Origin of the sequence: Indibacter alkaliphilus LW1, from assembly GCF_000295935.2 — a bacterium.
In the GTDB taxonomy this organism is placed as follows: Bacteria; Bacteroidota; Bacteroidia; order Cytophagales; family Cyclobacteriaceae; genus Indibacter; species Indibacter alkaliphilus.
In genome coordinates, this window is sequence record NZ_ALWO02000023.1 from 143,645 (window position 1) to 167,171 (window position 23,527).

The window sequence follows — 23,527 nt, forward strand, 5'->3', positions numbered from 1 at the left end:
AAACGACACATGGCTGATGGGCTTTCTGAAGGGACCAAGGTATTACGGCATAAACAGGAAGGGTTTTCTGAGGAGGATTTATTCCATTCCACCTTGAATTCAGTGGTTTTGCAGACTCCAGGTCAGGGGCTAAACAAAAGCTCCAGCGCAAAGAGTGAAAAGTTTACAATAATATCATGACTACTTCCAGAAACATCCTCAGAGAAGAAACTAAAATTCTTTACACCAATGGAATATCAGCCCCACGGAACAGGACAAAAGACTGTACAATAAACTCCCTGAGACAGGGAAGCACCTGGAAATCATCGTGCTGGACCCTAACATTTTCAATGAAGTGCTTAATCAGTTTTGCTGAGGAAGGCATGATGTAATGGAAAGGGGAGGGAGGCTCCCTTTTTTTTGCCTGATTGCTAGTTTTTAAGAAAAGACCTGATTTTCCACTTAAAATATTTGCCGTGAAAACTGTAGTGGTTGTGGAATATTGACTATGAGGATTCTCAATCTGCTGTGATTTTGAAAAAGGGATTGATTCTAAGTTTCCTGTAAGTTATTGTCAATTTCATTTTTTACTGAAAAAGGGAGATGATGTCAATGAAAATGAAGAGTCAAGGAAGCAGGCTGAATTTTAGGTTTACTCTAAAATTTATTCCCCCTCCCTTGACCGATTCATTGCTTGTCAAGTTAAGCTGGGATTGGCTTTTTGATGAAGGTATTTTAAATATTAGTTGTCATTTAACTCAAAGCTGCCTTTCCCAGAAAGCAGGTGGCTCAATGTTCAGTGCCCGCAAATAAACATAGCCCTGGCCCCTGTGGTGGATTTCGTTGTCAATGAAATACAATAGTGTACAAAACCCTTTGTCTTTGTACTGACCAAATGCGAGTAGTTCTTCCTGAAACCTATTGTCACTAATTTGAGGCCAATAGAGATTGATTTCATCTGTGGATTTATCCCAGAGTTCCAGTAACCTTTCTTTGCTGTTACCTGAGCGGTCTTTTTCGTCCAATTCTTCCCAAATGTCTGTTGCCAGGCCCTTGGCACCCGGAGCCGCAATGGCCAAGAGTTCTGATACCATCTGTGCAAAGGTTCTCATGCCTCCAATGGAAAATTCAAAAAGTTCTTTCTCTGGAAACGTTTCAATTACCTTTCTTGTAAGTAAGCGATGACCTTGCCAATGGTTCAAAAATTGATCCTTAGTAATAAGAGTGAGCATTGATTCTTGTGTTTTCATAGTGTTTATAAATTTGTTTTTACAAAAAAACATATGACTTGTGACAACAGTATGTCAGTAGTATTTTTATACTTTCAAAAATATTATCATGAACAGAGTTGACAGGTTAACCGCTATTCTTACCCAGCTTCAATCCAAAAGGGTGGTCAAAGCCAAAGAAATTGCTGAAAGGTTTGGCATAAGCCTTAGAACCGTCTATAGAGATATCAGAGCTTTGGAAGAAGGGGGCATTCCTGTCATTGGAGAAGCGGGTATGGGTTATTCCTTGGTGGACGGCTACCGGCTACCGCCTGTAATGTTCACACAGGATGAAGGAAGGGCGTTGGTTTTGGCTGAAAAACTTATGTCCCAGCTTTCGGATAAGGGGAGTAGTCAACATTTGAACTCAGCGATGATCAAAATCAAGTCGGTATTAAAAAATAATCAGAAGGATGAGCTGGAGAGCCTGGAACACCAAATCGGTGTTCTTTTTCACCATAACCCTCTTGGCAATGATCGAAACAAAGATTACTTGAATCACCTGCTGCATTCCTTGTCAGATAAAATTATTGTCACGATCATTTATACTACCTTTGAAGAAGAAAAGACTTCTACACGAACTGTAGAACCACTGGGAGTATATTTTTCATTTGGACAATGGTACCTGATAGCATGGTGCAGGTTAAGGAAAGATTATAGGAATTTCCGCCTCGATCGGATCAGCAGCTTACAACTGGGTACTGAAACATACAGCCAAAAATCGCATCCAAGTTTGGCCGAATACCTTGAAAAAGTAAGAAATACTGAAAATCTTACTGAGTTTACGATTGAAGTGCCTTTTGAGCAGGAAAAATACCTCAGGGTACAAAAGTACAATATGGGCTTGGTAATGGAAAGCAGACATAAGGATCATGTTGAGATGAAATTTATGACTTCTTCCAGTGAAGGGTTTGTGAGATGGTTGCTTCAGATGGGCGATTCAGTAAAGCTTATAGCACCGGAATCAGCCAAAGAAATGATGAGAGAGATTGTAAATGGGATAAGAAGAAAATTGGATTAATATTTTGGAAAATGATATTTCCTGATTTTCAATCACAAGGATGCTTATTTGAGATGTCAGGATATGCTCCTAAATCTATGGAAACCAGAACTTTAATGACTGGTCGTAGTCAGCCGCTATTCTTTACCTTTTGAGTAGCCAACTGATTTGGGGTTTTCAAGTATCAAAATGCCATTGGTTTATTCATGTTAAAATTGTGGATCTTCCAATAAAAAGGCGCTGAAACCGTTTTGCTGAAATACAGTTTGAAGTTCATCAATGTTTAAGTTTTCATAGTATTCCACCCTGAAGATATTATCACAGTCATCCAGGTCGAAATTTACCTTGTATTGTGGGTATATGCTTTGGAATTTGACCAAGATCAATGCGGCTGATTCCTGATCTTTTACAGTAGTACGAAATACCTCCACTTGTTTTCTTATTTGCAGCGGTTCAGTTTTCACAATAATTTTTCAGTCTATATAAAAACATCCCCCAATTGTAGTTGCACAATCGGAAATAATCTGTGATTTCTCTCCAATTTCTATGAGTTAGGATAATTTCGGTTAGATTGTTTTTATCTCTTAAATCGAAATTGATAATTGTGTTTTGCCATTCATTATCAGAGGCAATACAATGCCAGGTCACTTGCTGACTTTCCTTAAGTGCTATCACCTTCATTTTGGTGATATATCCCTCATCAAAGTCAAATTCATTGACATGTCCGAGTATCGGCTCTACTTTGAGTTTCGGAGTCCAGATGGCTGAAAGTCCTTCTTTTGTTGTGATAGCCTCATAAACCTTTTCAGTAGAAACTTTTATTTTAGTGAGATGCTCGATTTGGTGCATATTCAGGCGGTTTGTTTCCTAAGTGCTTCCTCATCCATAAAGAGTACCTCCCATTGATGACCATCCAAATCTGCAAAGGCATTTTGATACATCCATCCGTGGTCCTTAGGTTTGGAATATAAAGACGCTCCAACCTCAAGCGCTTTTATAACCATTTCATCAACGGCTTTTCTGCTTGGCGCATCTATGGCAATAAGCATTTCTGAGGTTTGGTGTCCATCTGCGATCTTTCGGTCCGTAAACTGACTAAATTTTTCTTCTGTAAGTAGCATCACAAAGATATTTTCCCCTAAAACCATACATGCAGCTGTTTCATCTGTAAACTGATTATTGAACTTAAAGCCTAAATGCGAAAAGAAATCCATAGATTTAGTAAGATCTTTCACTGGAAGATTGAGGTAAATTTGTTTGATCATATCGTTATGGAGTTGATTGAAAGAATAAAATCATTGGTATAGCACAAAACTAAGTCGAACATGTAAGAATTATCCTGTGTAAATACGACAATGTATGAGGTTGATTCCGACATATTTAAAAAATAAATTTGCCCTAGGCAATCGAGCGTGATGAAATAGGCATAAAATGAGATGCCCAGATAGTCCAGGGGAAACCATGCGAAGATTCCAAATAGCGGTTTTAAGACAATTATATACTTGTGAAATGCCCATGAGAACAAGTTCATACTTAGCGTGATGATTATTCAGAGCATTCCATAGCCTGCTCCGACTGATCGGGGTGACCATTGAAAAACAAATTATTAACACATGAAACATGTATCTATTTTATTGTTACATCAGGTAAATCTTGGTGGGCTGGAAAATGCTAGACAAGGTCTCCTGGAAGCCAATGAGTACTTAAGACTAAAAGGCAAAGCTCCCATGTTTCATGTTAACCTTATAGGATTGGTACCAGAAGTATCCCTCAACAATGGCTTATACACCGTCAAACCGGATAAATTATTGAAAGATACAGCTAAGACAGATATCATAATCATCCCTCCTGTGACTGCTGACATGGCAATTTCAATCCGGGAAAACAGCGGCTTTTTTTCATGGATCAGAAGTCAATATGCCATGGGAGCTGAAGTGGTAACATTATGTTTGGGTGCCTTTATTTTAGGTTCAACAGGATTATTGGATGGAAAAAGATGTGTGACGCATTGGAAGGCTGCTGCAGATTTCCAGAAGCTTTTTCCCAATACCAAGCTTCAAGCTGACAACCTGCTCACAGATGAAAATGGTATTTATACAGGAGGGGGAGCTTTTTCATCTGCAAATCTGATTTTATATGTCATAGAAAAGATGGTAAACAGAGAGGCAGCTGTGTATTGTTCTAAAATATTTCAGATTGACATGGGTAGAAACTCCCAGTCTCCATTTATCATTTTTAAGGGTCAAAAAGACCATCCGGATGTGGAAGTGATAGATATTCAGGAATATGTGGAAATGAATTTTGAAAATAAAATCACGGTCGATGATCTTTGTGAAAGGTTCAATATGGTGCGGAGGACTATGGAAAGGAGGTTTAAGCAAGCAACCGGTAATACAGTGTTGGAATACATTCAGCGGGTGAGGGTAGAGGCTGCTAAGAGAAATCTTGAAAAAACCCGTAAAACCGTAAGTGAAATCATGCATGAAGTAGGCTATTCAGATTCTAAATCTTTCCGTGATATTTTTAAAAAGTACGCGGGGATCTCACCGGTCGACTATAAAAATAAGTATGGCCTTTTTTTAAACTGAATTAGTTTTGTCGCATTTGACCCTTTTATTGTCGTTTTTTAACTATTGGAATACATTTTAGCGTGGTATATTTGTTTTATAGATTTTTAAATATTAAACAATCCAAATAAAATATGTCTATTATTCGAATTTCTGAAGAAATCCATTCTCCATTGAGTTTGGTATGGAAGTCATGGACTTTACCTGATCATATTGTCAATTGGAACTATGCCTCGGACTCTTGGCATTGCCCCAAAGCTGAAAATAAGCTTCAACCTGATGGTAGGTTTTCCTTCAGAATGGAAGCAAAAGATGGCTGTATGGGTTTTGATTTTTCAGGGAAGTATTTAGATATTAAGGAAGGTGAATCCATTTCATCGGTACTTGATGATGGAAGAAATGTCCATGTGAAATTTGAGCAAAAAAAGGAATATGTGATTGTCAGTCAGGAATTTGAAGCTGAAAAAGATAATTCAGAGGAGCTTCAAAAAAAAGGATGGCAAGCTATTTTAGAAAATTTTAAGTCTTATACCGAGAGCCTTGCTGCTATAGTCAGGATGAATTTTGAAATCCTGATCAAAGCGCCTGTTGAAAAAGTGTACGAAACCATGTTGGCTGAGGATACCTATAAGCAATGGACATATGCATTTTATCCGGGATCTTTTTATCGTGGCTCATGGGATGAGGGAGAGAAAATACTATTTATCGCCAGGGACAGTGAAGGTAATGAAGGCGGAATGGTTGCTAGAGTAAAAAAATCGATTCCTAATGAAGTTGTAAGCCTTGAACATTACGGAATTTTAGATAAGGGTGAGGAAATTACTGAAGGACCCGAAATTAGTATTTGGGCAGGTGCACTGGAGGAATACAGGTTTGAACCTGTAGCCGGTGGCACGCTGCTGAAAATTATTTCAGATACCAATCGGGAGTATCAGGAATATTTTGAAAATACATGGCCTAAAGCATTGGAATCTCTTAAATCAATCTGTGAAAACTAAATGATAATGATATGGCAACAGTATCCACCTACCTCAATTTCAGACGAGAAACAGAAAAGGCCTTTTCATTTTACAAAGATGTGTTTGGGACAGATTTTATTGAAGGGGTTCACAGGTACAAAGATATGCCTCCTTCAGAGGGTATGCCTCCTTTGCCGGAAGAAGACCAAAACCTAATCATGAACATGACATTACCAATTGTAGGAGGTCATCTTTTGATGGGGTCTGATTGTCCTTCAAGTATGGGAATGGATGTCAACATTGGCAATAATGTACATATTAGCCTGCATTTAGACACCAAGGAAGAAACCCGGAAGTTATTTGGAGCACTTTCTAAAAATGGTGAAGTCACCATGGAACTTCAGGAAATGTTCTGGGGGGAATATTTTGGTAGCTGCACAGATCAATTTGGTGTGCAGTGGATGTTTCATTGCTCTTCACTCCATTAAAATTTCTTCCATACCTTTGCAGCTAAAGGCATGATGAAGTCAAAATGGGGACAATTTTTGGTGACATCTAGTTGGAATTTTTTTATTAAACAGATCACATATTTTAGAAATCCCAACAGGAGAAAAAGGTGTAATATTTTAACTCTTTGTTAAAAATGGCATAAAAATCATTTCAAGTCTTCTCTTGAATTAAAATTTCTGAAATGTTCAATATCAAACCCTGCAAGATTTTCCATAGGAATTACCTCATGTTTGTTGTCCCTGATGAAATCTATCATTTTTAATTTTTCATCTGCAATAAGACTTGCAACATTTGATTCAAGGGATTTGGGATAGATGCTGAATAATGGGTTGGGTATGCCTCCAATACTTGCAACTGTAATTCTATCCTCCTGATGAGACCGGATCAAATGCAGGTATGCTTCCTTAGGAATCAAAGGCATGTCACAGCCGATAATAAATACATTTGAGTTGGGAGAATCTATTAATGCCGTTAATAAGCCACCCATGGGACCTTTATTTGGAACTACATCAGGCAATAGTTGAAAGCCCTGATTTTTATATGCCTTATTCGAGGTGATGATTTTGATCTGAGGTCCTATTGACATAAGCTTTTCCAGAACTTGCTTTACCATTTTTTCTCCATTTACCTCTAAAAGCCCTTTGTCTTCACCCATCCGGCTACTTTTTCCCCCTGATAAGATATAAAATGATAATTCCATGATTTTAGACTATATGATGAATATAAGTAAATGTCTCCATTTTCTTTAATTAATTCAAGTTTTATAAATTATAAATAAGTAATAGAACTTAAAAATACTGGCTTTAATTTTATTAAAATAAGTAATAATACTTAGATTACTTAAAAATATTAATTACATTGCCAATGCTTTAGCCAATAGACAATAACCCAAGGTTTTCCAGATTTCTAACCATAAACCACAACAACTATGAAAACCTCTAGTAAAAAAGCAACATCAATTAACCTGTTAAACTTCCGTACACCACAGATGAAAGCTTTCCATTTATCATGGATAGCTTTCTTTCTGTGTTTTTTCGGCTGGTTTGGTATTGCGCCTTTGATGGCGGTAGTCAGAGAAGAGCTAGCTCTTTCCAAATCCCAGATCGGAAACATCATCATTTCATCGGTTGCCATTACCATTTTTGCACGTCTTGCTATTGGATGGCTTCTTGATAGAATTGGGCCTAGAATTACCTATACCTACCTATTGATATTGGGAGCCATTCCGGTCATGTTGATCGGCTTTAGCAACAGCTATGAGAGCTTCCTTGTTTTCAGGCTGATGATAGGAGTAATAGGAGCAGGCTTTGTGGTTACCCAATACCATACTTCTATGATGTTTGCTCCAAATGTGGTAGGCACTGCCAATGCCACCACCGCAGGCTGGGGAAATCTTGGAGGTGGGGTAACCCAAATGCTGATGCCACTTATTTTTGCAGGTTTTGTGTCCATAGGGTTTCTGGATCAGGAAGCTTGGAGGTTGGCCATGGTAGTGCCTGGAATATTAATGGTAATTTGCGGATTTCTGTATTACCGTCATACTACGGATCTGCCTGAAGGAAATTTAAAAGACCTCAAGAAGGAAGATTTTGCGGATAAAGTGGAAAAGAAAGCTTCCAAAGTAAGCTTTGCCACTGTTTCAAAAGACTACAGGGTGTGGTTGCTTTTTCTGATTTACGGAGCATGCTTTGGTGTAGAATTGACCATCAATAATATAGGAGCAATTTATTTCCATGATTTTTTTGAGCTTGACCTCAAGACAGCAGGTTTAATTGCAGGTTTGTTTGGACTGATGAACCTATTCGCCAGGTCTATGGGAGGTTTTTTTGGGGATAAAGCCGGAATGAACTGGGGGCTAAAAGGCCGGGTATGGCTACTTGGTGCAGTACTTCTTGCCGAAGGATTGTCACTGGTACTTTTTTCCCAAATAAATATTCTACCATTTGCGATCGGTTCCATGATTGTATTTAGCCTTTTTGTACAGATGGCTGAAGGGGCGACTTACGCTGTGGTTCCTTTTGTGAACAGAAAAGCCATTGGTACTGTCTCAGGAATAGTAGGAGCAGGTGGCAATACAGGTGCGGTCTTGGCAGGATTTCTCTTCAAGTCTGAATCCCTTAGCTATTCAGATGCACTTGCCATTTTGGGCATTACGGTAACCTTAGTTTCTGTTTTTTCATTTCTGATCAGATTCAGCAAAGAAGATGAGCAAGAAGCATCCGAAGAACTCATAAATTCCATTGCCGAAAAAAATATGGAGGTTGCCCCTGCCTATCTGATGTAAAAATAAGAGCTAAATTGAAGGAGTCATGAAACCTGAAAAATTGAAAAGTACCTGCTCTTATTGCGGTGTCGGTTGTGGTATTGTGATACACAAAGATGCCAAAGGCAATATAAAAGTGGAAGGCGATCAGGATCATCCTGTCAATAAAGGTATGCTGTGTTCTAAAGGCATGAACCTTCACTATGTAGTGGAAGATAAGTCGGACAGGCTTCTTTTTCCACAGATGAGCTGGGGAAAGGACCATCCTTTGGAAAGGGTTGATTTCGATACGGCATTACAAAGAGCAGCGGCAGTATTCAGGACTTTTATCAAAAAATATGGTCCGGATTCAGTTGGTTTTTATGTTTCCGGACAATGCCTAACTGAGGAATATTATTTGGTCAATAAACTGGTGAAAGGATATTTGGGAACCAATAACCTGGATACCAATTCCAGGTTATGCATGAGTTCTGCGGTAGCAGGCTATAACCTCACACTAGGGGAGGACAGTGTTCCGGTAAGCTATGAGGACATTGAATTGGCAGATTGTTTTCTGGTTGCAGGAGCAAACCCAGCATGGTGTCACCCGATCATTTGGAGAAGAATAGAAGCGCATAAGGAGAAAAATCCTGCTACAAAAATCATTGTGATCGATCCACGGAAGACCCAGTCCTGTGAATTGGCAGATCTTCACTTACAGATATTCCCCGGCACAGATGTAGTCCTTTTGCAGGCAATTGGTAGATGTCTTATAGAATCAGGGGACATTGACTGGACGTTTATCACTGAGCACACACAGGGATTTGAAGCTTACAAGAATCAGGTTTTGGAGAAAAGCCTGGAAGAGGCCTCAGAAATCTGTGGGGTAAGAAAAAGGGATATCAAACGGGCAGCAGCTTATATTGGGGAGTCAAAAGGATTTCTAAGCCTCTGGGCAATGGGATTGAACCAAAGCAGTGATGGCGTAAATAAAAACCTTGCGCTAATCGCCCTGAACTTGATTACAGGCCATATAGGCAAACCCGGATCAGGTCCTTTTTCCCTCACAGGTCAGCCAAATGCCATGGGAGGAAGAGAAGTGGGCGGAATGTCGACCTTGCTTTCAGCCCATAGAAAACTATCTGATCCGAAACATTTAAAGGAAGTTGCAGATTTTTGGGGTGTAGAAAGCTTGCCCGAAAAGCCGGGCCTTACAGCCACACAGATGATAGAAGCCATAGAAGAGGACAAACTTAAGGCCATCTGGATAATCTGCACCAATCCCATAGTCAGCCTTCCTGATTCTGTCCGGGTAAAAGAAGCGCTGAAAAAGGCAAGGTTTGTCGTGGTTCAGGACATTTCTGTCAACAATGAAGCCATTCCTTATGCAGATTTGGTTCTTCCAGCAGCCGGATGGGCCGAAAAGGAAGGCACCATGACGAATTCAGAAAGAAGGATTTCTTACCTTAATAAAGCTGTTGAGGCACCGGGAGAGGTTTTGCCGGATGGAGAGATACTGATCAGGTTTGCCAGGCAAATGGGTTTTTCGGGTTTTGACTTCAATGGAGCTGAAGAGGTGTTTTGTGAACATGCGGCACTTACCAAAGGAACCAATATTGATATTTCCGGGCTGGATTATTCCTATCTAAAAACAACAGGAACTGCTCAATGGCCATTTATCCATCCATCGGATAAACCGTCAAAAAGGCTTTTTGAAGATAAGGTATTCTATAACCCGGATGGAAAAGCGCGTATTTTACCTTCTCAGTATACTTCTCAAAATGAGGCTATCGATCCGGATCTCCCACTGATTCTGACCACTGGAAGAATCAGAGATCAGTGGCATACCATGACCAGAACCGGTAAGGTCAAAAAACTGGGAAGACATATTCCACTTCCTTTCCTTGAAATCCACCCATACGACGCTTTGGAAAGGGGAATCATAGAAGGACAGACAGTTATCGTTTCTGGCAGGAGAGGACAGGTGAAAGTTCATGCGCGACTAACCAAAAGTATCAGACAGGGAGTTGTGTTTCTTCCCATGCATTGGGGTAAGATTTTGGAAGAAGATTTTGCAAAGACCAATAACCTCACAGGCAATTCAATAGATCCGATTTCCAAACAACCGGATTTTAAATTTTCTGCTGTGCAGGTAGCCAAATTTTCCAAACCCCGGCAAAAAGTGGTCATTGTGGGAGCAGGTGCAGCGGCCTACAGGTTTATACAGACTTACAGGGAATTGAATGGCGAGGATGAAATCCACTGTTTTTCAAAGGAGGAGTTTCCTTTTTACAACAGGGTGTTATTACCTGAGTATGTGAGCAGACACAAGACTTGGGAGGATCTTCAGAAATTCAAATCCGGAGAACTTGAAGGGCTAAATGTCCATCTATACGTTTCAAATGGCATTTCTGCTATAGACAGAGATAAAAAGACTGTCACTGACGAGCGGGGAAAGATCCATCATTACGATATTCTTATTTTGGCAACAGGAAGTAGGGCTTTTGTTCCTTCAGATGCTCCGGTCCACCTGCCTGGAATTTTCACGATGAGAAGCAGGGGGAATGCTGATGAGCTTGTCAATTACCTAGAAGGTGAAGGTCATGTCATGATAGTTGGCGGAGGATTATTAGGATTGGAGCTGGCGGCTTCCTTACGAGAAGTTAATATAGATGTGACCATCATTCAGCTGGCCTCAAGGCTGATGGAGCGGCAATTGGACCCAGTTGCCAGTGCTCTTTTGAGAAATCAGATACAAGAAATGGGGGTAAGGCTATTTCTCAATAATCAGGTGGACAGGGTTGCTCAGCTTGATGAGAAAAACATGGAAATCAGCCTGAAAAGTGGTGCAGTCATCCAATGCAATGCAGTTGTATATGCTATCGGTACCCGACCTAATTCAGAATTGGCTAAGTCAGTTGGCTTGGATTGCGGATTGGGAATTAAAGTAAATGCCTACATGCAGAGCTCGGATCCGGATATATTTGCGCTGGGGGAAATTGCGGAATTCAACCAAAAGCTAAACGGGATTACTGCAGCTGCCGAGCAACATGCAGACATCGCTGCCAGGTTTATCAACGGAGACAGACTCAGCTTTTATTCGGGAACGGTGCCTATGAATATCCTGAAAATTTCTGATCTTGAACTCTGTTCTATCGGAATTCCTGAAATTCCGGCGAATACGGAAGGATATGAAGAAATAATTTTGATGGATTCAGCTCAGACCTATTATAAAAAATGCATAGTCTTTCAGGACAGACTGGTTGGCACCATCTTATTGGGGGATAAATCAGAATTTGCTGAATTCAAGGAGCTGATAGAAAATCAGACAGAACTTTCTGATAAAAGGAAGGAGCTTCTGAGAGGAAAATCTTCGAAAGAGGGACTGATAGGCAAATTGGTCTGTTCCTGTGGAAATGTGGGAAAAGGGAATATTGAAAAATGTATTGCTTCCGGTCTGACAGATTTCAGGGAAGTATGTAAACAGACAGGGGCAGGACAGGGGTGTGGAAGTTGCAAGCCAGAAGTCAAAGCCATTCTTGACCTGATTTCCAAAGACATAGATTAATCTATAGATTGAAGTTGTATTGCCTATAATGCTTATAATCAATAGAAAATAATGGAAGAAATAAAGCATATTGATAATATTGAGTCCAAAAAATCTGAACTTGTGAGGGTATTGGTCAAGGGCGGTATCCTTTCTCCCGGTGACTTTCAAAAAATTGTGCTCACGGCGCAAAAGCTTGGAGCACCCTGTATACACCTGGGCTCCAGACAGGATATACTTTTTTCTCTAAAAGATAAAAACCGCGAATTACTGGAGGAAACTTTTAAGTCCATCCAGATTGATTTTGATACTGATGGGGAATCATTCCAGAATATAGTCAGCTCTTATACAGCACTGGATGTCATGCCCACCACACATTGGCTGGCTTCACACATTTACCATTACATCCTGGACACCTTTGATTTTAAGCCCAAGTTGAAAATCAATATCACAGACCCTGTTCAAAGCCTAGTACCGATCTTTACAGGTAATATCAACTTTGTGGCTTCTCCCAAAGAAAATTATTGGTACCTCTATCTCAGGTTTTCAGAAATAGACCCTAAACCTTGGTGTGCTCCGAAACTGGTTTATAGTTACGATTTATCAGAAATAGCAAAAAAAATTGAGGCATCGAATCCTCAGATATCAGGTTTAGGCTATGAAGAAATCTTCGAAAAGGCCATTGAAGGGATAGATAAAAAACTTCAGAACTTGGAGCAAAAGCTTGTTTTTGGCGAACCTACTTCTATTTATTATGAAGGAATGAACAGGGTGGCTGGAGGAAAATACTGGCTGGGACTTTATTGGAGAGACAATAGATTTTCCATCAATTTCCTCAGGGCAATGTGCGAGTTGTGCCTAGAAACCAATATTGGAAAGCTGAGTCTTACTCCTTGGAAATCATTAATCGTTAGGGGGGTAGAAGAAAAAGACAGGCTGAGTTGGGAGAAGCTTCTTGGGAAATTCGGAATCAACATCAGGCACAGTTCTCTGGAGTTGAACTGGCATGTTCCGGTACTGGATAAAGATGCACAGGAGATCAAAGATTTTCTGGTTAGAAAATTGGATAAAATGGATATCAGTACCTATGGCCTTTCATTTTCTATCAAAACCGGTCATATGATCGCTTTCACTTCTGTAGTGATAGAGAGAATTGCAGGTCGGTCTGAAAAAGCACCTGACTCTTTCAATATCCTTTATTCAAAAGACTTTAATCCAAACCTGTCTGAGTATTATTATTTTGTCAAAGGTGTTTCTTTGGAAACCATTCCAGCCCTATTGCTTCAGTTAAGTTATAAATATTATGATCAGTTGAATGTCAAGTCTTTAAATACTCAAAAGAAGCCTGACAACAAAAAAAACACTGATTCTTCCAACAAATATCAATGCTCTTCCTGCCTGACAATTTATGATGAAAAGCTTGGGGACCGGATCAACGGAATAGCCCCTGGCTTTGAATTTTCCAAGCTTCCTTCAGATTATTGTTGTCCGGTCTGTGAAAGTCCAAAATCTGCCTATCGGCTACTTTAGGAGGTTAATCCTGCTCAAGCGCTGCCTTTATCAAATTCAGCGACTTGGGTGAATGAGACATGTTTAAAGCTGCTTGATGTCCTTTTTCAGACATTTTTTTCCATGTCTTACGGACAATGGAAATGATTTTATCTTCCTCATTTGCATGTTTTTCAATAAAATCATCAAAATAATACTTTAAAAATACCAAGCATACTACATCCTCAAGACATTGTGCCTCATGATCGGTTTTCAACCTTCTTTTGTTGATCAGATCATCGACATGACCTATTTCAGCCTCATGATATCCCATTTTTTCCATTAGGTCAGAGGTGACTTTTCCGTGAAAATTTTTGAGTTCAGTACGCCACATGAGGTAGCCTTTTCGATCCATAGGATAGGATTCTCTTGGAATTTTCCAGCGTTGAATGTGTTGTGCCCTGGTAGCAATCTGTAATGGTTCAGAAGCCATTGGCTCATAATCCATTAACATTTTGGACATTCTTTGGCTATACAACAATTCTTTGGGGATCATCTTTCCATCATTATTATCATAAAATGGATCCTCTGCATTTAACCTGTCTATTTCGGCTATAGTCTGGCTTAATTTTTCTGTCTTCATGGCTGCATGCGCTGGTGAGTGGGGTAAAAATAGATATTTTAAAGGGAATCCATGGAACTTGTCTCCATAAGCTGATGCATGCTTTCTTTAAGTTTTAATTGTTCAAGGATCACTTTCCCTATTACAATAAGGGCAGGGGAGCCAATAGGCTCAGTATCCTGCTTTTTTAAAATATCCCGCAATCTTCCTGTCAGCATTTTTTGATTTGCCAAAGAGCCGTTTTGAATCAGGGCAATAGGTTCCTCTTCGCCCCTGAAAGTTTTGAAAATTTCTATGATGGACTTTAGTTTATTGATTCCCATCAAAATGACTATTGTGGCACTGCTCTGAGCGGCCATAAATAGGTCATTGGAAATACTACCGTCTTTCAGGGTGCCAGTGACCACCATGAAGCTTTCATTGATGTTTCTTTTTGTCAGTGGAATTCCGCAAAGGCCCGGTACTGATATGGAGCTACTAATGCCCGGAACATAGCTTCCAGGAATGTCATGTGACAATGCGTATTCCAGCTCCTCATGGCCTCTGCCAAATACATAAGGATCTCCGCCTTTTAGCCTTACCACATGGCCCATGCTTCGGGCATACCCTACGATCATTTTGTTTATTTCGAGTTGCTGTTTTTGATGCAACCCTGCTCTTTTCCCTACAAATATCTTCAAAGTAGTTTCAGGAGCATGCCCCAAAAGAACTGGATTTGCCAACGCGTCATAAAGGATAACATCAGCGCTTGAAATCGCTTTTATCCCCTTCAAAGTGATCAGGTCAGGGTCTCCAGGGCCTGCTCCTACCAAAGTAAGAAATGGTTTGTGCTTCATTTTTAGATTTCTAAGTAGTTCGATAAATTAAAATTAAGTAAAAATACGTAAAAATACTTACAATTATAAAAATTATCTTTTAATTTAGCAGTATAATCTAAGTATTAATACTATTTGAGGTTCGTTGATAAGCTTGCTGATTGTAGATATTTTATAGAAACCAAAGTCCAAAAAAATATTATCATATGAAAAAGGTAGTTGTGATCGGAAATGGGATGGTGGGTTACAAGTTTTGTGAGAAGCTAAGAGCAAAGGATCCCGGAAAACAATTTGAAATTACGGTGTTTGGGGAGGAGCCTTGGCCTGCTTATGACAGGGTTCATCTTAGTGCTTATTTTTCGGGCAAAAAGGCAAATGACCTTTTATTGGCTTCCCGATCTTGGTATAGGGAAAATCAGATTGACCTTAGAACTAAGGAACTTATTGTTCTGATTGACAGGGAAAACAAGTGTGTACTGAGTCATTTGGGGCACAAAATCCATTATGATTATCTGATCTTGGCTACAGGAGCATCTGCTTTTGTTCCGCCGATTCAGGGAGTAGAAAAGCGTGGAGTATTTATGTACAGAACTTTGGAGGACCTGGAATCTATGATGCAATATGGACAAAAAGCCAAATCTGCCGCTGTGATCGGGGGAGGGCTGCTTGGGCTGGAGGCTGCCAAAGCTGTCTTAGACATGGGCCTGAAAACCCACGTTATAGAATTTGCACCTAGGCTCATGCCCAGACAGCTGGATGAAGCTGGTTCAGGACTGCTTCAAAGCAAGCTTGAGGAACTAGGAATCAGCATTCATCTGAACAAAAATACCAGAGAGATCAAAGGAAACGGTAAATTGACAGGGTTGGAGTTTGCAGACGGATCTTTTTTGGAGGTGGACATGCTGGTGGTTTCTGCTGGCATCAAACCAAGGGACGAGCTTGCGGAAAAGGCAGGTCTGGAAAAAGCAGCCCGAGGAGGTTTTGTAGTCAATGAGTTTTTGCAGACCAATGACCCTGATATTTTTGCCATTGGTGAAGCAGCTTCTTACAATAATATGGTTTTTGGATTGGTGGCACCGGGTTATGAGATGGCAACACAGGTAGTCAACCAACTTTTGCAAAATGAAGTCAGACCTTTTACAGGTTATGATATGTCAACCAAGCTGAAACTTATAGGTGTTGAGGTAGGAAGTTTTGGGGATGCCTTCGGTGAATCAGAACCGAGTAAGCCCATTGTTTATGAAAATAAAAGTAAGGGTATATATAAGAGAATCAACATTTCTGAAGATGGTAAGCGACTGCTTGGGGGAATCCTGGTAGGGGATACGTCTGTATACAGCATGCTTCTTCAAATGGTGCAAAACAATATGCCACTGCCTCCTGAGCCGGAAGACCTTATTCTTGGGGCAAGAGGTGGGGATAAAGAAATCGGAGCAGGGGTTGATGCCCTTCCGTCTACAGCTCAGGTTTGTTCCTGCGAAAACATCAGTAAATCAGACCTGTGTGAAGTCATTTCCGAAGGGGTGCATGAAATAGATGCTTTAAAGAAATGTACCAAAGCAGGGACGGGCTGTGGTGGATGCATGCCATTGATCAAAGACCTGCTTCATGCAGAGTTGAAAGCCTTGGGAAAAAATGTAAAAAATGTAGTCTGTGAGCATTTTGATTACTCCCGTCAGGAGCTTTTGGATTTGATAAAGGTCAGAGGAATAAAAACTTATGATGCTCTTCTTGATGAGTTTGGTGAAGGTGATGGTTGCGAGGTATGCAAGCCTTTGGTAGCATCTTTATTGGCCAGTACCTGGAATGATCTGGTTGTTTTGCAGGATACCATACAAGATACAAACGACCGTTTTTTAGCAAATATCCAAAAGGGAGGTACTTATTCTGTGGTACCTAGAATTCCCGGAGGTGAGATCACTCCTGACAAGCTCATTGTAATCGGTGAAGTTGCTAAAAAATATGGATTATACACCAAAATCACCGGAGGACAAAGGATAGACATGTTCGGGGCCAGAGTGGATGAGCTGCCTGATATTTGGGAAGAACTCATAGATGCGGGTTTTGAAAGCGGTCATGCTTATGGAAAGTCACTACGAACTGTCAAAAGCTGTGTGGGAACAACATGGTGCAGGTACGGCGTGCAAGATGCTGTTTCTTTTGCCATTCGGGTTGAAGAAAGATACCGGGGTCTTAGGTCTCCACATAAACTCAAAGGTGCAGTTTCGGGCTGCACGCGGGAATGTGCGGAAGCCCAGAGTAAGGATTTCGGTATCATTGCCACCGAAAAAGGCTGGAACCTTTATGTATGTGGTAATGGTGGGTCTAAACCTCAACATGCAGTACTCTTGGCCAATGATCTGGACGATGAAACCTGCTTGAAATATATTGACCGTTTTCTGATGTTTTATATCAAGACGGCCGAACCACTCAATAGGACAGCCACATGGCTGAATAAAATGGAAGGAGGGATTGCCTACCTGAAAGATGTAGTGGTGAACGATTGTCTGGGCCTAGGTGAGGAGTTAGAGAAGGAAATGGCATTTATGATAGAGACCTATTCCTGTGAATGGAAAGAAGTAGTCAATAATCCTAGCCTTAGGGCCAAATTCAAACATTTTGTCAATGCAGAAGAAAAAGATCCGACAGTAGGATTTCAACCAATGAGAGGACAAAAGCGACCTGTTGATTGGTCTTGAAAAATTAATGGTTTAAATAATTGTTGTATTCCAGATTCATTTACCAAACCTATTTTAACATGTTTACAGAATTAGAAAAATACAAAAAAGCGGAGCAATCTGAGGAGATTATATGGTTCAAGGCGGCTTCGGTATCGGCTTTTCCTGAAAATGGCGGAGCCTGTGTCAAGTACAAGGATTTGCAGATTGCTGTTTTCAATTTTACAAGAAGGAATGAATGGTATGCCTGCCAGAACTTATGCCCACATAAGATGCAGATGGCCCTTTCACGAGGGATGATCGGCTCTTGTGGAGAAGAACCCAAGGTTGCTTGTCCTTTTCATAAAATGACTTTTTCTCTTAAAAACGGAAATAACCTCGATGGAGATGAATGCTCCATCATCACCTATCCTGTGAAAGTGGAGGATGGCTTCGTTTTTATAGGATTTGATCAAAATTACTGAGAATTAATTTCATTTGTATTGTTCAAATTGCGTATTTACACTTAATATTGGTTTAAATACTTAAATTTGAATTTAAAAATTAAGTATATGGATACTGGTGAACAGGGTATAAAAAGGTTTTCAAACCTCCGATGGAGGTACCTGTTTGCATTGTCTGCGATAGCCTTGACCATTTTGATCAGTCAGGGTATTCTCCAGTACTATATTTCCCAACAGGAAAGTGATTCCAGAGAGGTGAACCTTTCCGGCAGGCAGCGTATGCTCAGTCAAAAAATCGCCAAAACAGCATTACTTTTTTCCAATGCTAAGGGTCCCGAAAGGGATCAATACCGAAAGGATTTGACCAAAAGTCTTCAGGAATGGACCATTGCACATGAAGCCTTATTATCCGGCAACCAAGAATTGGGTGTCAAAGGTGTTACTGATAAGGATGTTCTGATGCTTTTCAATCAAATAGAGCCTAATTTCGAAGCAATGGTATCAGGGGTTTCCAGCTTATTGACGGATGACTTGGAAGATGATGCATTGGAATCAATTCTTGCAAATGAAGGGGCTTTTTTGGAAGTAATGGACCAGATTGTAGATCAAATTGACCGATTGGCCCAGGCAAAAGTATCCCGTTTGCGTAAGGCCGAACTCGTTCTACTTGGGCTTGCTCTGTTTCTGATATTTCTCGAGCTGAGGTTTATTTTTTGGCCTTCTGCTCAACTGATCAAAAGCAATTTTAAAGAATTGGCTGAAAAGGAGTCCAATTCCAGAAAAATGACCTTGGAAATATCGGCACTATATGAATCTTTGGAAAAATCCTACCTAGAATTAGCAGAGGCAGAAGTTGAAGTAGAGGACCTGACACTCTATGCCCAATGCAGTCCAACCGGTGACTTCACTTATTTTTCTGAAAAATTTTCCGAGATTATGACTTTTGGGGATGTGAAACCTTTGAATCTCTTTACTTGGCTGGAGAATCAAGGGTACAATTCCAAATTTGTCCAAAAAATCAAAGACCTGCTCCATGAAGGCGAAAGCTGGGAAGGAGACCTAAAGTTGGTCAACGAAGAAGGAGACTTTGTCTGGCTTCAATTGCATTTGGTTCCAGTTCTCGATAAGGAATCCCAGATAGAAAGCCTGATGCTGATTTCAGTGGATGAGACTGAAGTGAAGGAGGCACAGGCACGATCTCAGGAAATTCACAAGGAAAAACTGGACAAACGACTTAAGGAACAGCAGTACAGGTCAGCATTGATTCTGGAGGGACAGGAAGAAGAGCGGAGAAGGATTTCAAGGGACCTTCATGATGGCATTGGTCAGTACCTTTCTGCACTCAAATTCAGTCTCGACGGCATCAATGAGGTGAAGACTTTTCAAGAGGAAAAAAGACTTGAAGTGTCCAAAAAGCTGATCGCTGATGTGATAAAAGAAGTCCGAAGAATATCCTTTCATTTGACACCTGTAGCCTTATCGGATTATGGACTGGCAGCCGTGCTCAACAAGTTTGCCGATGAAATGTCCAAAATTTCCAAAATCCCTGTGGTTTTTGAAAACAGGACTGGCTTCCTTTCCAGGTTAGAAGTCAAGACGGAGAACAATATTTACCGCATCGTACAGGAAGCTGTAAACAATGCGATCAAGTACTCGGAAGCAAGCCAGATCAAAATCAGGCTTGCGCACAACACAAAATTTCTAAATTTGGAAATTATAGATGACGGGAAGGGCTTTGATTATGGCAAACTGACCCAAGAAGGCCATTTTAAAGCCTCAGGTCATGGAATCTTTAACATTAAGGAAAGAGTAAACTTTATCAATGGCCAGTTTTTGTTGGAAACAGCTCCTGGAAAAGGAACCAAGATCCAAATTGATTTACCATTGGAATATAAATAATAACCCAAATGACGACAGATCAGATAAATGTAGTATTGGCAGATGACCATACCGTAGTACGAAACGGTATTAAACTATTGCTCGAAACAGAAGGTGAAATCAAAGTCATTGGAGAAGCCAATGATGGATTGGAAGCCCTCGAAGCCGTAAAGCAGCTGCAACCGGATGTACTTGTGATTGATATCCGGATGCCCAACATGAATGGCTTGGAGGCAACCCGAAAACTCAAAGATTATTCTGAAAAGACCAGGGCATTGATCCTCTCCATGCACAATGATGATGAGTATATCCTCCAATCAGTGGAAGTAGGGGCATCAGGATACCTGCTGAAAGATACGAGCAAAGATGAATTTCTCAAAGCTATCCGTTCCATACACAAAGGAGGAAAATATTTTAGTGGGGATATCAGCAATGTGCTGATCAATTCCTACCTGACCGTCAAAAATCCAGGTGAGCCGGTCCAAAAGGACTCAGAATATGATTATGACCTTACCAAGCGTGAAAAGGAAATTCTGAGGCTGATTTACAGCGGTGTGAATAATAAGGAGATTGCCGATCAGCTCAAAAAAAGCATCAGAACTATTGAGACACACCGCTTTAATATCATGAAAAAGCTGAATGTCAGCAGTGTGGTAGAATTGCTCAAAAAGGTGGAAGAGGAAAAGGGATTGCAGAAAATTGTCGGTAAATAGAACATTTATAGATTTTGGGGAAAAAGTAATGGTGATACAAGTTCATGCACCTCAAATACGGAATGAGTTATGTTCTCTATTCCTTTAAGTTTACTTCTCAGTGAAAAACGGGAAAAAAGAAATTCCAGAACTTCAATACAAACTAATTTCATTGAATTTCCCTTAAGACGATAAAATTCCATTTATGCCTTCATTAGACCATTTCATCCAAGAATATTTCGGTGTCCTAAAGCAGGAAGACTTGAAGGCTGTGACTGAAAGATTTCATGAGGGAAAACTTCAAAAAGGGGAGTACTTTTTAAAGCAAGGCCAGGAATCAAATAAAATGAGCTTTGTAAAAACTGGGTTAATTAGAATCTTTGCTAATGAAGACGGCAAAGAAATCACCCAGTGGATCTCTGGTCCGGGCTACTTTGTGACCGAGATCAGCAGTTTTATGTTTGGGGGCAGTTCAAGATGGAATATGCAGGCCTTGACCGAGGTAGAGCTATTTACCATCAGCAAAACGGATTATCAGAATATCGTCAAAGTGGTGCCGCAATGGCATGAGCTGGAAAAGCTATTTATTGTCAAATGCTTCGCCATATTAGAAAACCGTATTTACAATCATCTTTCAAAATCGGCAGAGCAACGTTACAATGCCTTTTTTGCTCAAAACCCTTCGCTATTCAACCAAGTGCCTTTACAATACATCGCCTCCATGCTTGGGATGACCCCTGAAACCTTCAGCAGGATCCGAAATAAGCAGCTTTCCTGATTTCTTGATTTTTATCAAGAGAAGCAGTTTGCCAAGCCCCTACCTTTGGTTCATCATTAATTTGTAAAAACAAAAATTTAAGAACCATGCAAAAGGAAATTAAAACCCAGATACATATCAACGCCACCCCTCAACAAGTATGGGATGTGCTTACTGATTTTGAAAAGCACGGCCAATGGAATCCATTTATTAGGTCTATTTCAGGAATAGCTAAAGAAGGAAACAAAATCAAAGTTGTTCTTGGGCCTCAAGGTGATAAACCCATGACTTTCAATCCAAAGGTTTTGGCTTTTAAAGAAGCGCAAGAATTCAGATGGTTAGGCCATTTATTTTCCCCTGGAATCTTTGATGGGGAACATTACTTTGAGCTAATGGAAAATGTAGATGGAAGCACCACCTTTATCCATGGAGAAAAGTTTAAAGGGATGCTGGTAGGTATGATGGCTAAAAAGTTGGACACAGCTATCAAGCAAGGCTTTGAGGCGATGAACAAAGCTCTCAAAAAACAAGCTGAAGAATACGTTTTTGCCACTTAAATTATTAGCCACTAATAACACTAATAAAAACGAATAAAAATATTAGTGCAAATCCGTGTGATTCGTGGTAAAAAAACATTAGTGCAAATCTGTGCCATTCGTGGCATCCCATTCAGCTTCCCTTCAACTTTTCACCTTTGGCCGACAGTTCAGCTATCTGATCAATCCTAGCCATTCTCGTCTTTTCAGCTTTGGCTAATTTAATCCATCGTAAAACAAAGCGCTTACTTGAATCATTGATGGCATAGAAAAATTCTGTAGCCTCGGGCTTATTGTCCAAAGCGTCCTGTAGGTCTACCGGGACAATTAACTTGTCCACATCTTCCATAAAATCCCAAAGCCCATTTTGCTTAGAAAGCTCAATGGACTGAAAACCGGCCTCTTGCATTTTACCTTCTTCAATCAACTTGGCAGCTCTGTCTTTATAGGTCTTTGCCCAATGTTCGACTTTTCTTGGTGAGATCAGCTGCATGGTTCTGTCTTCATCCAACTTCCTTCTGATCCCATCTATCCAACCAAAACATAAGAGTTCATCTAAAACCTGAGAGGTGGAAAGGTATTTTTCTAGAATGATTTTTTTATAAGTAACCAGCCATACACTTTCCTTCTGTTGATGGTTTTGTTCTAACCATCTTCGCAATTCTTCCTGTGAAGCTACTTCTACTTTTTCGAAATTGTCGGTTTGGATCATAAGGAATTCGCTTTTTTCAAAAACTCCCTTAAAGGCTCAGCCAATACATAGGCTTTTTCAACAGAGTTCAAAAAATCATCACTGACAACTTCATCTTCTGAAAGATCCCTTAAAAACCTGAATATTTCTTTCTTATCCAAAGTGAACTTTTCTGAATTAATCCATTTCATACTTACTGTCCATCCAAATGTAACAGATCCACATCTAATACCCTATCTATAAAATCCACTTTTGTGATTTCCGAAGCAGGCAGCTCGTAAATAGCTAAGAAAGAAGTGTTAAAAATCAACGGCTGTTGCTCCGCTGCTACTTTCAATTCTTCGGGCAATTTTATTCATTAAACACAAAAGAAAGTTTGATGTCCTGAATTAGAGTCTATTACAAATCTAACCAAGAAACGAAACTTAAACTGTTAAACCCCCAACAAGCTAAAAAATATCAGCATCCTTAATTAATCAACTCAAAATTTAGATAATCCTGCATTAATTTGAAGTGTTTATCGAAAGTAAAAAGTGAAATTTTTTCCTGAATAACCTGTTGCAAGATGATCAAATCAGGAATGCCTACCTTATTTACCCCATTTTGAAGGTTCAGAACTTGATATTTTCTTATCAGCGACCAATCAATGCTTAAAGGAATGGTTTCCAATTCTTGAAGGTTTTCTACAATGTCAAATTTGCCTTTATGTTCCAAAAAAGGTGATAATTCTGTTAAAATTAGCTCATTGGTGCAAACCAAGTCCTCTATGATCATTTGGTCAAGGAGTGGGACATTGCCCGACTTGAAATAATCAATCCACACCGAACTATCCACCAAAACCCTATACCCCGACAT

General features: G+C 40.1%; 25 protein-coding genes. 13 read left to right on the forward strand and 12 right to left on the reverse strand.

The window, feature by feature from the left end:
* Positions 1 to 220: 220 nt before the first annotated feature.
* On the reverse strand, positions 221 to 364 hold the full coding sequence (locus tag A33Q_RS22100) for a hypothetical protein (protein WP_016254687.1): 144 nt from the start codon (positions 362 to 364) through the stop codon (positions 221 to 223).
* Positions 365 to 737: 373 nt separating this feature from the next.
* Positions 738 to 1,229, reverse strand: a complete 492-nt coding sequence (locus A33Q_RS04815) for a DinB family protein (protein ID WP_009032378.1) — start codon at positions 1,227 to 1,229, stop codon at positions 738 to 740.
* A gap of 88 nt (positions 1,230 to 1,317) precedes the next feature.
* Between A33Q_RS04815 and A33Q_RS04820 the strand changes: the two genes are divergently transcribed.
* Complete coding sequence (locus tag A33Q_RS04820) at positions 1,318 to 2,268, forward strand: helix-turn-helix transcriptional regulator (protein ID WP_009032379.1); 951 nt, start codon at positions 1,318 to 1,320, stop codon at positions 2,266 to 2,268.
* Positions 2,269 to 2,456: 188 nt separating this feature from the next.
* On the opposite strand, the gene A33Q_RS04825 is transcribed toward A33Q_RS04820, so the two are convergent.
* The 3 genes from A33Q_RS04825 to A33Q_RS04835 are packed head-to-tail and all read right to left on the reverse strand — an operon-like array spanning position 2,457 to position 3,512.
* The gene (locus tag A33Q_RS04825) at positions 2,457 to 2,711 is read right to left on the reverse strand and encodes a hypothetical protein (RefSeq protein WP_009032380.1); all 255 of its coding nucleotides are present in this window, start codon (positions 2,709 to 2,711) and stop codon (positions 2,457 to 2,459) included.
* Positions 2,701 to 3,096: an SRPBCC family protein gene (locus tag A33Q_RS04830; RefSeq protein ID WP_009032381.1), complete on the reverse strand. Its 396-nt coding sequence runs from the start codon at positions 3,094 to 3,096 to the stop codon at positions 2,701 to 2,703. Before A33Q_RS04830 ends, A33Q_RS04825 begins: the two co-directional genes overlap by 11 nt.
* A gap of 2 nt (positions 3,097 to 3,098) precedes the next feature.
* Positions 3,099 to 3,512, reverse strand: coding sequence for a VOC family protein (locus A33Q_RS04835; RefSeq protein ID WP_009032382.1), 414 nt, complete (start codon positions 3,510 to 3,512; stop codon positions 3,099 to 3,101).
* Between the two features lie 348 nt (positions 3,513 to 3,860).
* Between A33Q_RS04835 and A33Q_RS04840 the strand changes: the two genes are divergently transcribed.
* The 3 genes from A33Q_RS04840 to A33Q_RS04850 all read left to right on the forward strand — a co-directional run bounded on the left by A33Q_RS04840 (position 3,861) and on the right by A33Q_RS04850 (position 6,261).
* Positions 3,861 to 4,835, forward strand: a complete 975-nt coding sequence (locus A33Q_RS04840) for a GlxA family transcriptional regulator (RefSeq protein ID WP_009032383.1) — start codon at positions 3,861 to 3,863, stop codon at positions 4,833 to 4,835.
* Positions 4,836 to 4,948: 113 nt separating this feature from the next.
* The gene (locus A33Q_RS04845) at positions 4,949 to 5,812 is read left to right on the forward strand and encodes an SRPBCC family protein (RefSeq protein ID WP_009032384.1); all 864 of its coding nucleotides are present in this window, start codon (positions 4,949 to 4,951) and stop codon (positions 5,810 to 5,812) included.
* An 11-nt stretch (positions 5,813 to 5,823) separates the two neighbouring features.
* A complete protein-coding gene (locus A33Q_RS04850; protein ID WP_009032385.1) occupies positions 5,824 to 6,261 on the forward strand; it encodes a VOC family protein in 438 nt (145 codons plus the stop codon).
* A 167-nt stretch (positions 6,262 to 6,428) separates the two neighbouring features.
* On the opposite strand, the gene mobA is transcribed toward A33Q_RS04850, so the two are convergent.
* Positions 6,429 to 6,983, reverse strand: coding sequence for a molybdenum cofactor guanylyltransferase (gene mobA / locus A33Q_RS04855; protein WP_009032386.1), 555 nt, complete (start codon positions 6,981 to 6,983; stop codon positions 6,429 to 6,431).
* A 228-nt stretch (positions 6,984 to 7,211) separates the two neighbouring features.
* Between mobA and A33Q_RS04860 the strand changes: the two genes are divergently transcribed.
* Genes A33Q_RS04860 through A33Q_RS04870 form a run of 3 tightly spaced genes read left to right on the forward strand, consistent with a single transcriptional unit; the run spans position 7,212 to position 13,602 of the window.
* Positions 7,212 to 8,567: a NarK family nitrate/nitrite MFS transporter gene (locus A33Q_RS04860; RefSeq protein ID WP_016254692.1), complete on the forward strand. Its 1,356-nt coding sequence runs from the start codon at positions 7,212 to 7,214 to the stop codon at positions 8,565 to 8,567.
* Positions 8,568 to 8,592: 25 nt separating this feature from the next.
* On the forward strand, positions 8,593 to 12,093 hold the full coding sequence (locus A33Q_RS04865) for a nitrate reductase (RefSeq protein ID WP_009032388.1): 3,501 nt from the start codon (positions 8,593 to 8,595) through the stop codon (positions 12,091 to 12,093).
* Between the two features lie 51 nt (positions 12,094 to 12,144).
* A complete protein-coding gene (locus A33Q_RS04870) occupies positions 12,145 to 13,602 on the forward strand; it encodes a rubredoxin (protein WP_009032389.1) in 1,458 nt (485 codons plus the stop codon).
* A gap of 4 nt (positions 13,603 to 13,606) precedes the next feature.
* Here the strand turns inward: A33Q_RS04870 and A33Q_RS04875 are convergent, their stop codons facing one another.
* Together A33Q_RS04875 and cobA are read right to left on the reverse strand one after the other, a co-directional pair.
* The gene (locus A33Q_RS04875) at positions 13,607 to 14,203 is read right to left on the reverse strand and encodes a DUF4202 domain-containing protein (protein WP_009032390.1); all 597 of its coding nucleotides are present in this window, start codon (positions 14,201 to 14,203) and stop codon (positions 13,607 to 13,609) included.
* Between the two features lie 38 nt (positions 14,204 to 14,241).
* Positions 14,242 to 15,018 carry a uroporphyrinogen-III C-methyltransferase gene (cobA, locus tag A33Q_RS04880; RefSeq protein WP_009032391.1) on the reverse strand — a complete coding sequence of 259 codons (777 nt, stop codon included), beginning with the start codon at positions 15,016 to 15,018 and terminating at the stop codon, positions 14,242 to 14,244.
* Between the two features lie 185 nt (positions 15,019 to 15,203).
* Between cobA and nirB the strand changes: the two genes are divergently transcribed.
* The 6 genes from nirB to A33Q_RS04910 all read left to right on the forward strand — a co-directional run bounded on the left by nirB (position 15,204) and on the right by A33Q_RS04910 (position 22,002).
* Complete coding sequence (nirB, locus tag A33Q_RS04885) at positions 15,204 to 17,696, forward strand: nitrite reductase large subunit NirB (RefSeq protein WP_009032392.1); 2,493 nt, start codon at positions 15,204 to 15,206, stop codon at positions 17,694 to 17,696.
* A 59-nt stretch (positions 17,697 to 17,755) separates the two neighbouring features.
* Positions 17,756 to 18,139 (forward strand): nitrite reductase small subunit NirD, encoded by a 384-nt coding sequence (nirD, locus tag A33Q_RS04890; protein ID WP_009032393.1) that lies wholly within the window; start codon positions 17,756 to 17,758, stop codon positions 18,137 to 18,139.
* 87 nt (positions 18,140 to 18,226) lie between these two features.
* Positions 18,227 to 20,017: a sensor histidine kinase gene (locus A33Q_RS04895; RefSeq protein WP_009032394.1), complete on the forward strand. Its 1,791-nt coding sequence runs from the start codon at positions 18,227 to 18,229 to the stop codon at positions 20,015 to 20,017.
* 8 nt (positions 20,018 to 20,025) lie between these two features.
* Positions 20,026 to 20,709 carry a response regulator transcription factor gene (locus tag A33Q_RS04900; protein WP_009032395.1) on the forward strand — a complete coding sequence of 228 codons (684 nt, stop codon included), beginning with the start codon at positions 20,026 to 20,028 and terminating at the stop codon, positions 20,707 to 20,709.
* Between the two features lie 184 nt (positions 20,710 to 20,893).
* Entirely contained in the window at positions 20,894 to 21,466 is a 573-nt protein-coding gene (locus A33Q_RS04905; RefSeq protein WP_009032396.1) for a Crp/Fnr family transcriptional regulator, read from the forward strand.
* 86 nt (positions 21,467 to 21,552) lie between these two features.
* A complete protein-coding gene (locus A33Q_RS04910; protein ID WP_009032397.1) occupies positions 21,553 to 22,002 on the forward strand; it encodes an SRPBCC domain-containing protein in 450 nt (149 codons plus the stop codon).
* Between the two features lie 112 nt (positions 22,003 to 22,114).
* On the opposite strand, the gene A33Q_RS04915 is transcribed toward A33Q_RS04910, so the two are convergent.
* From A33Q_RS04915 to A33Q_RS04920, 4 genes are all read right to left on the reverse strand, one after another.
* A complete protein-coding gene (locus tag A33Q_RS04915) occupies positions 22,115 to 22,693 on the reverse strand; it encodes a YdeI/OmpD-associated family protein (protein ID WP_009032398.1) in 579 nt (192 codons plus the stop codon).
* Positions 22,690 to 22,863 (reverse strand): hypothetical protein, encoded by a 174-nt coding sequence (locus A33Q_RS22105; protein ID WP_009032399.1) that lies wholly within the window; start codon positions 22,861 to 22,863, stop codon positions 22,690 to 22,692. The genes A33Q_RS04915 and A33Q_RS22105 overlap by 4 nt, the downstream gene beginning before the upstream one ends.
* A 2-nt stretch (positions 22,864 to 22,865) precedes the next feature.
* On the reverse strand, positions 22,866 to 23,009 hold the full coding sequence (locus A33Q_RS22110; RefSeq protein WP_160169334.1) for a hypothetical protein: 144 nt from the start codon (positions 23,007 to 23,009) through the stop codon (positions 22,866 to 22,868).
* A gap of 131 nt (positions 23,010 to 23,140) precedes the next feature.
* Entirely contained in the window at positions 23,141 to 23,527 is a 387-nt protein-coding gene (locus A33Q_RS04920) for a PIN domain-containing protein (protein ID WP_009032400.1), read from the reverse strand.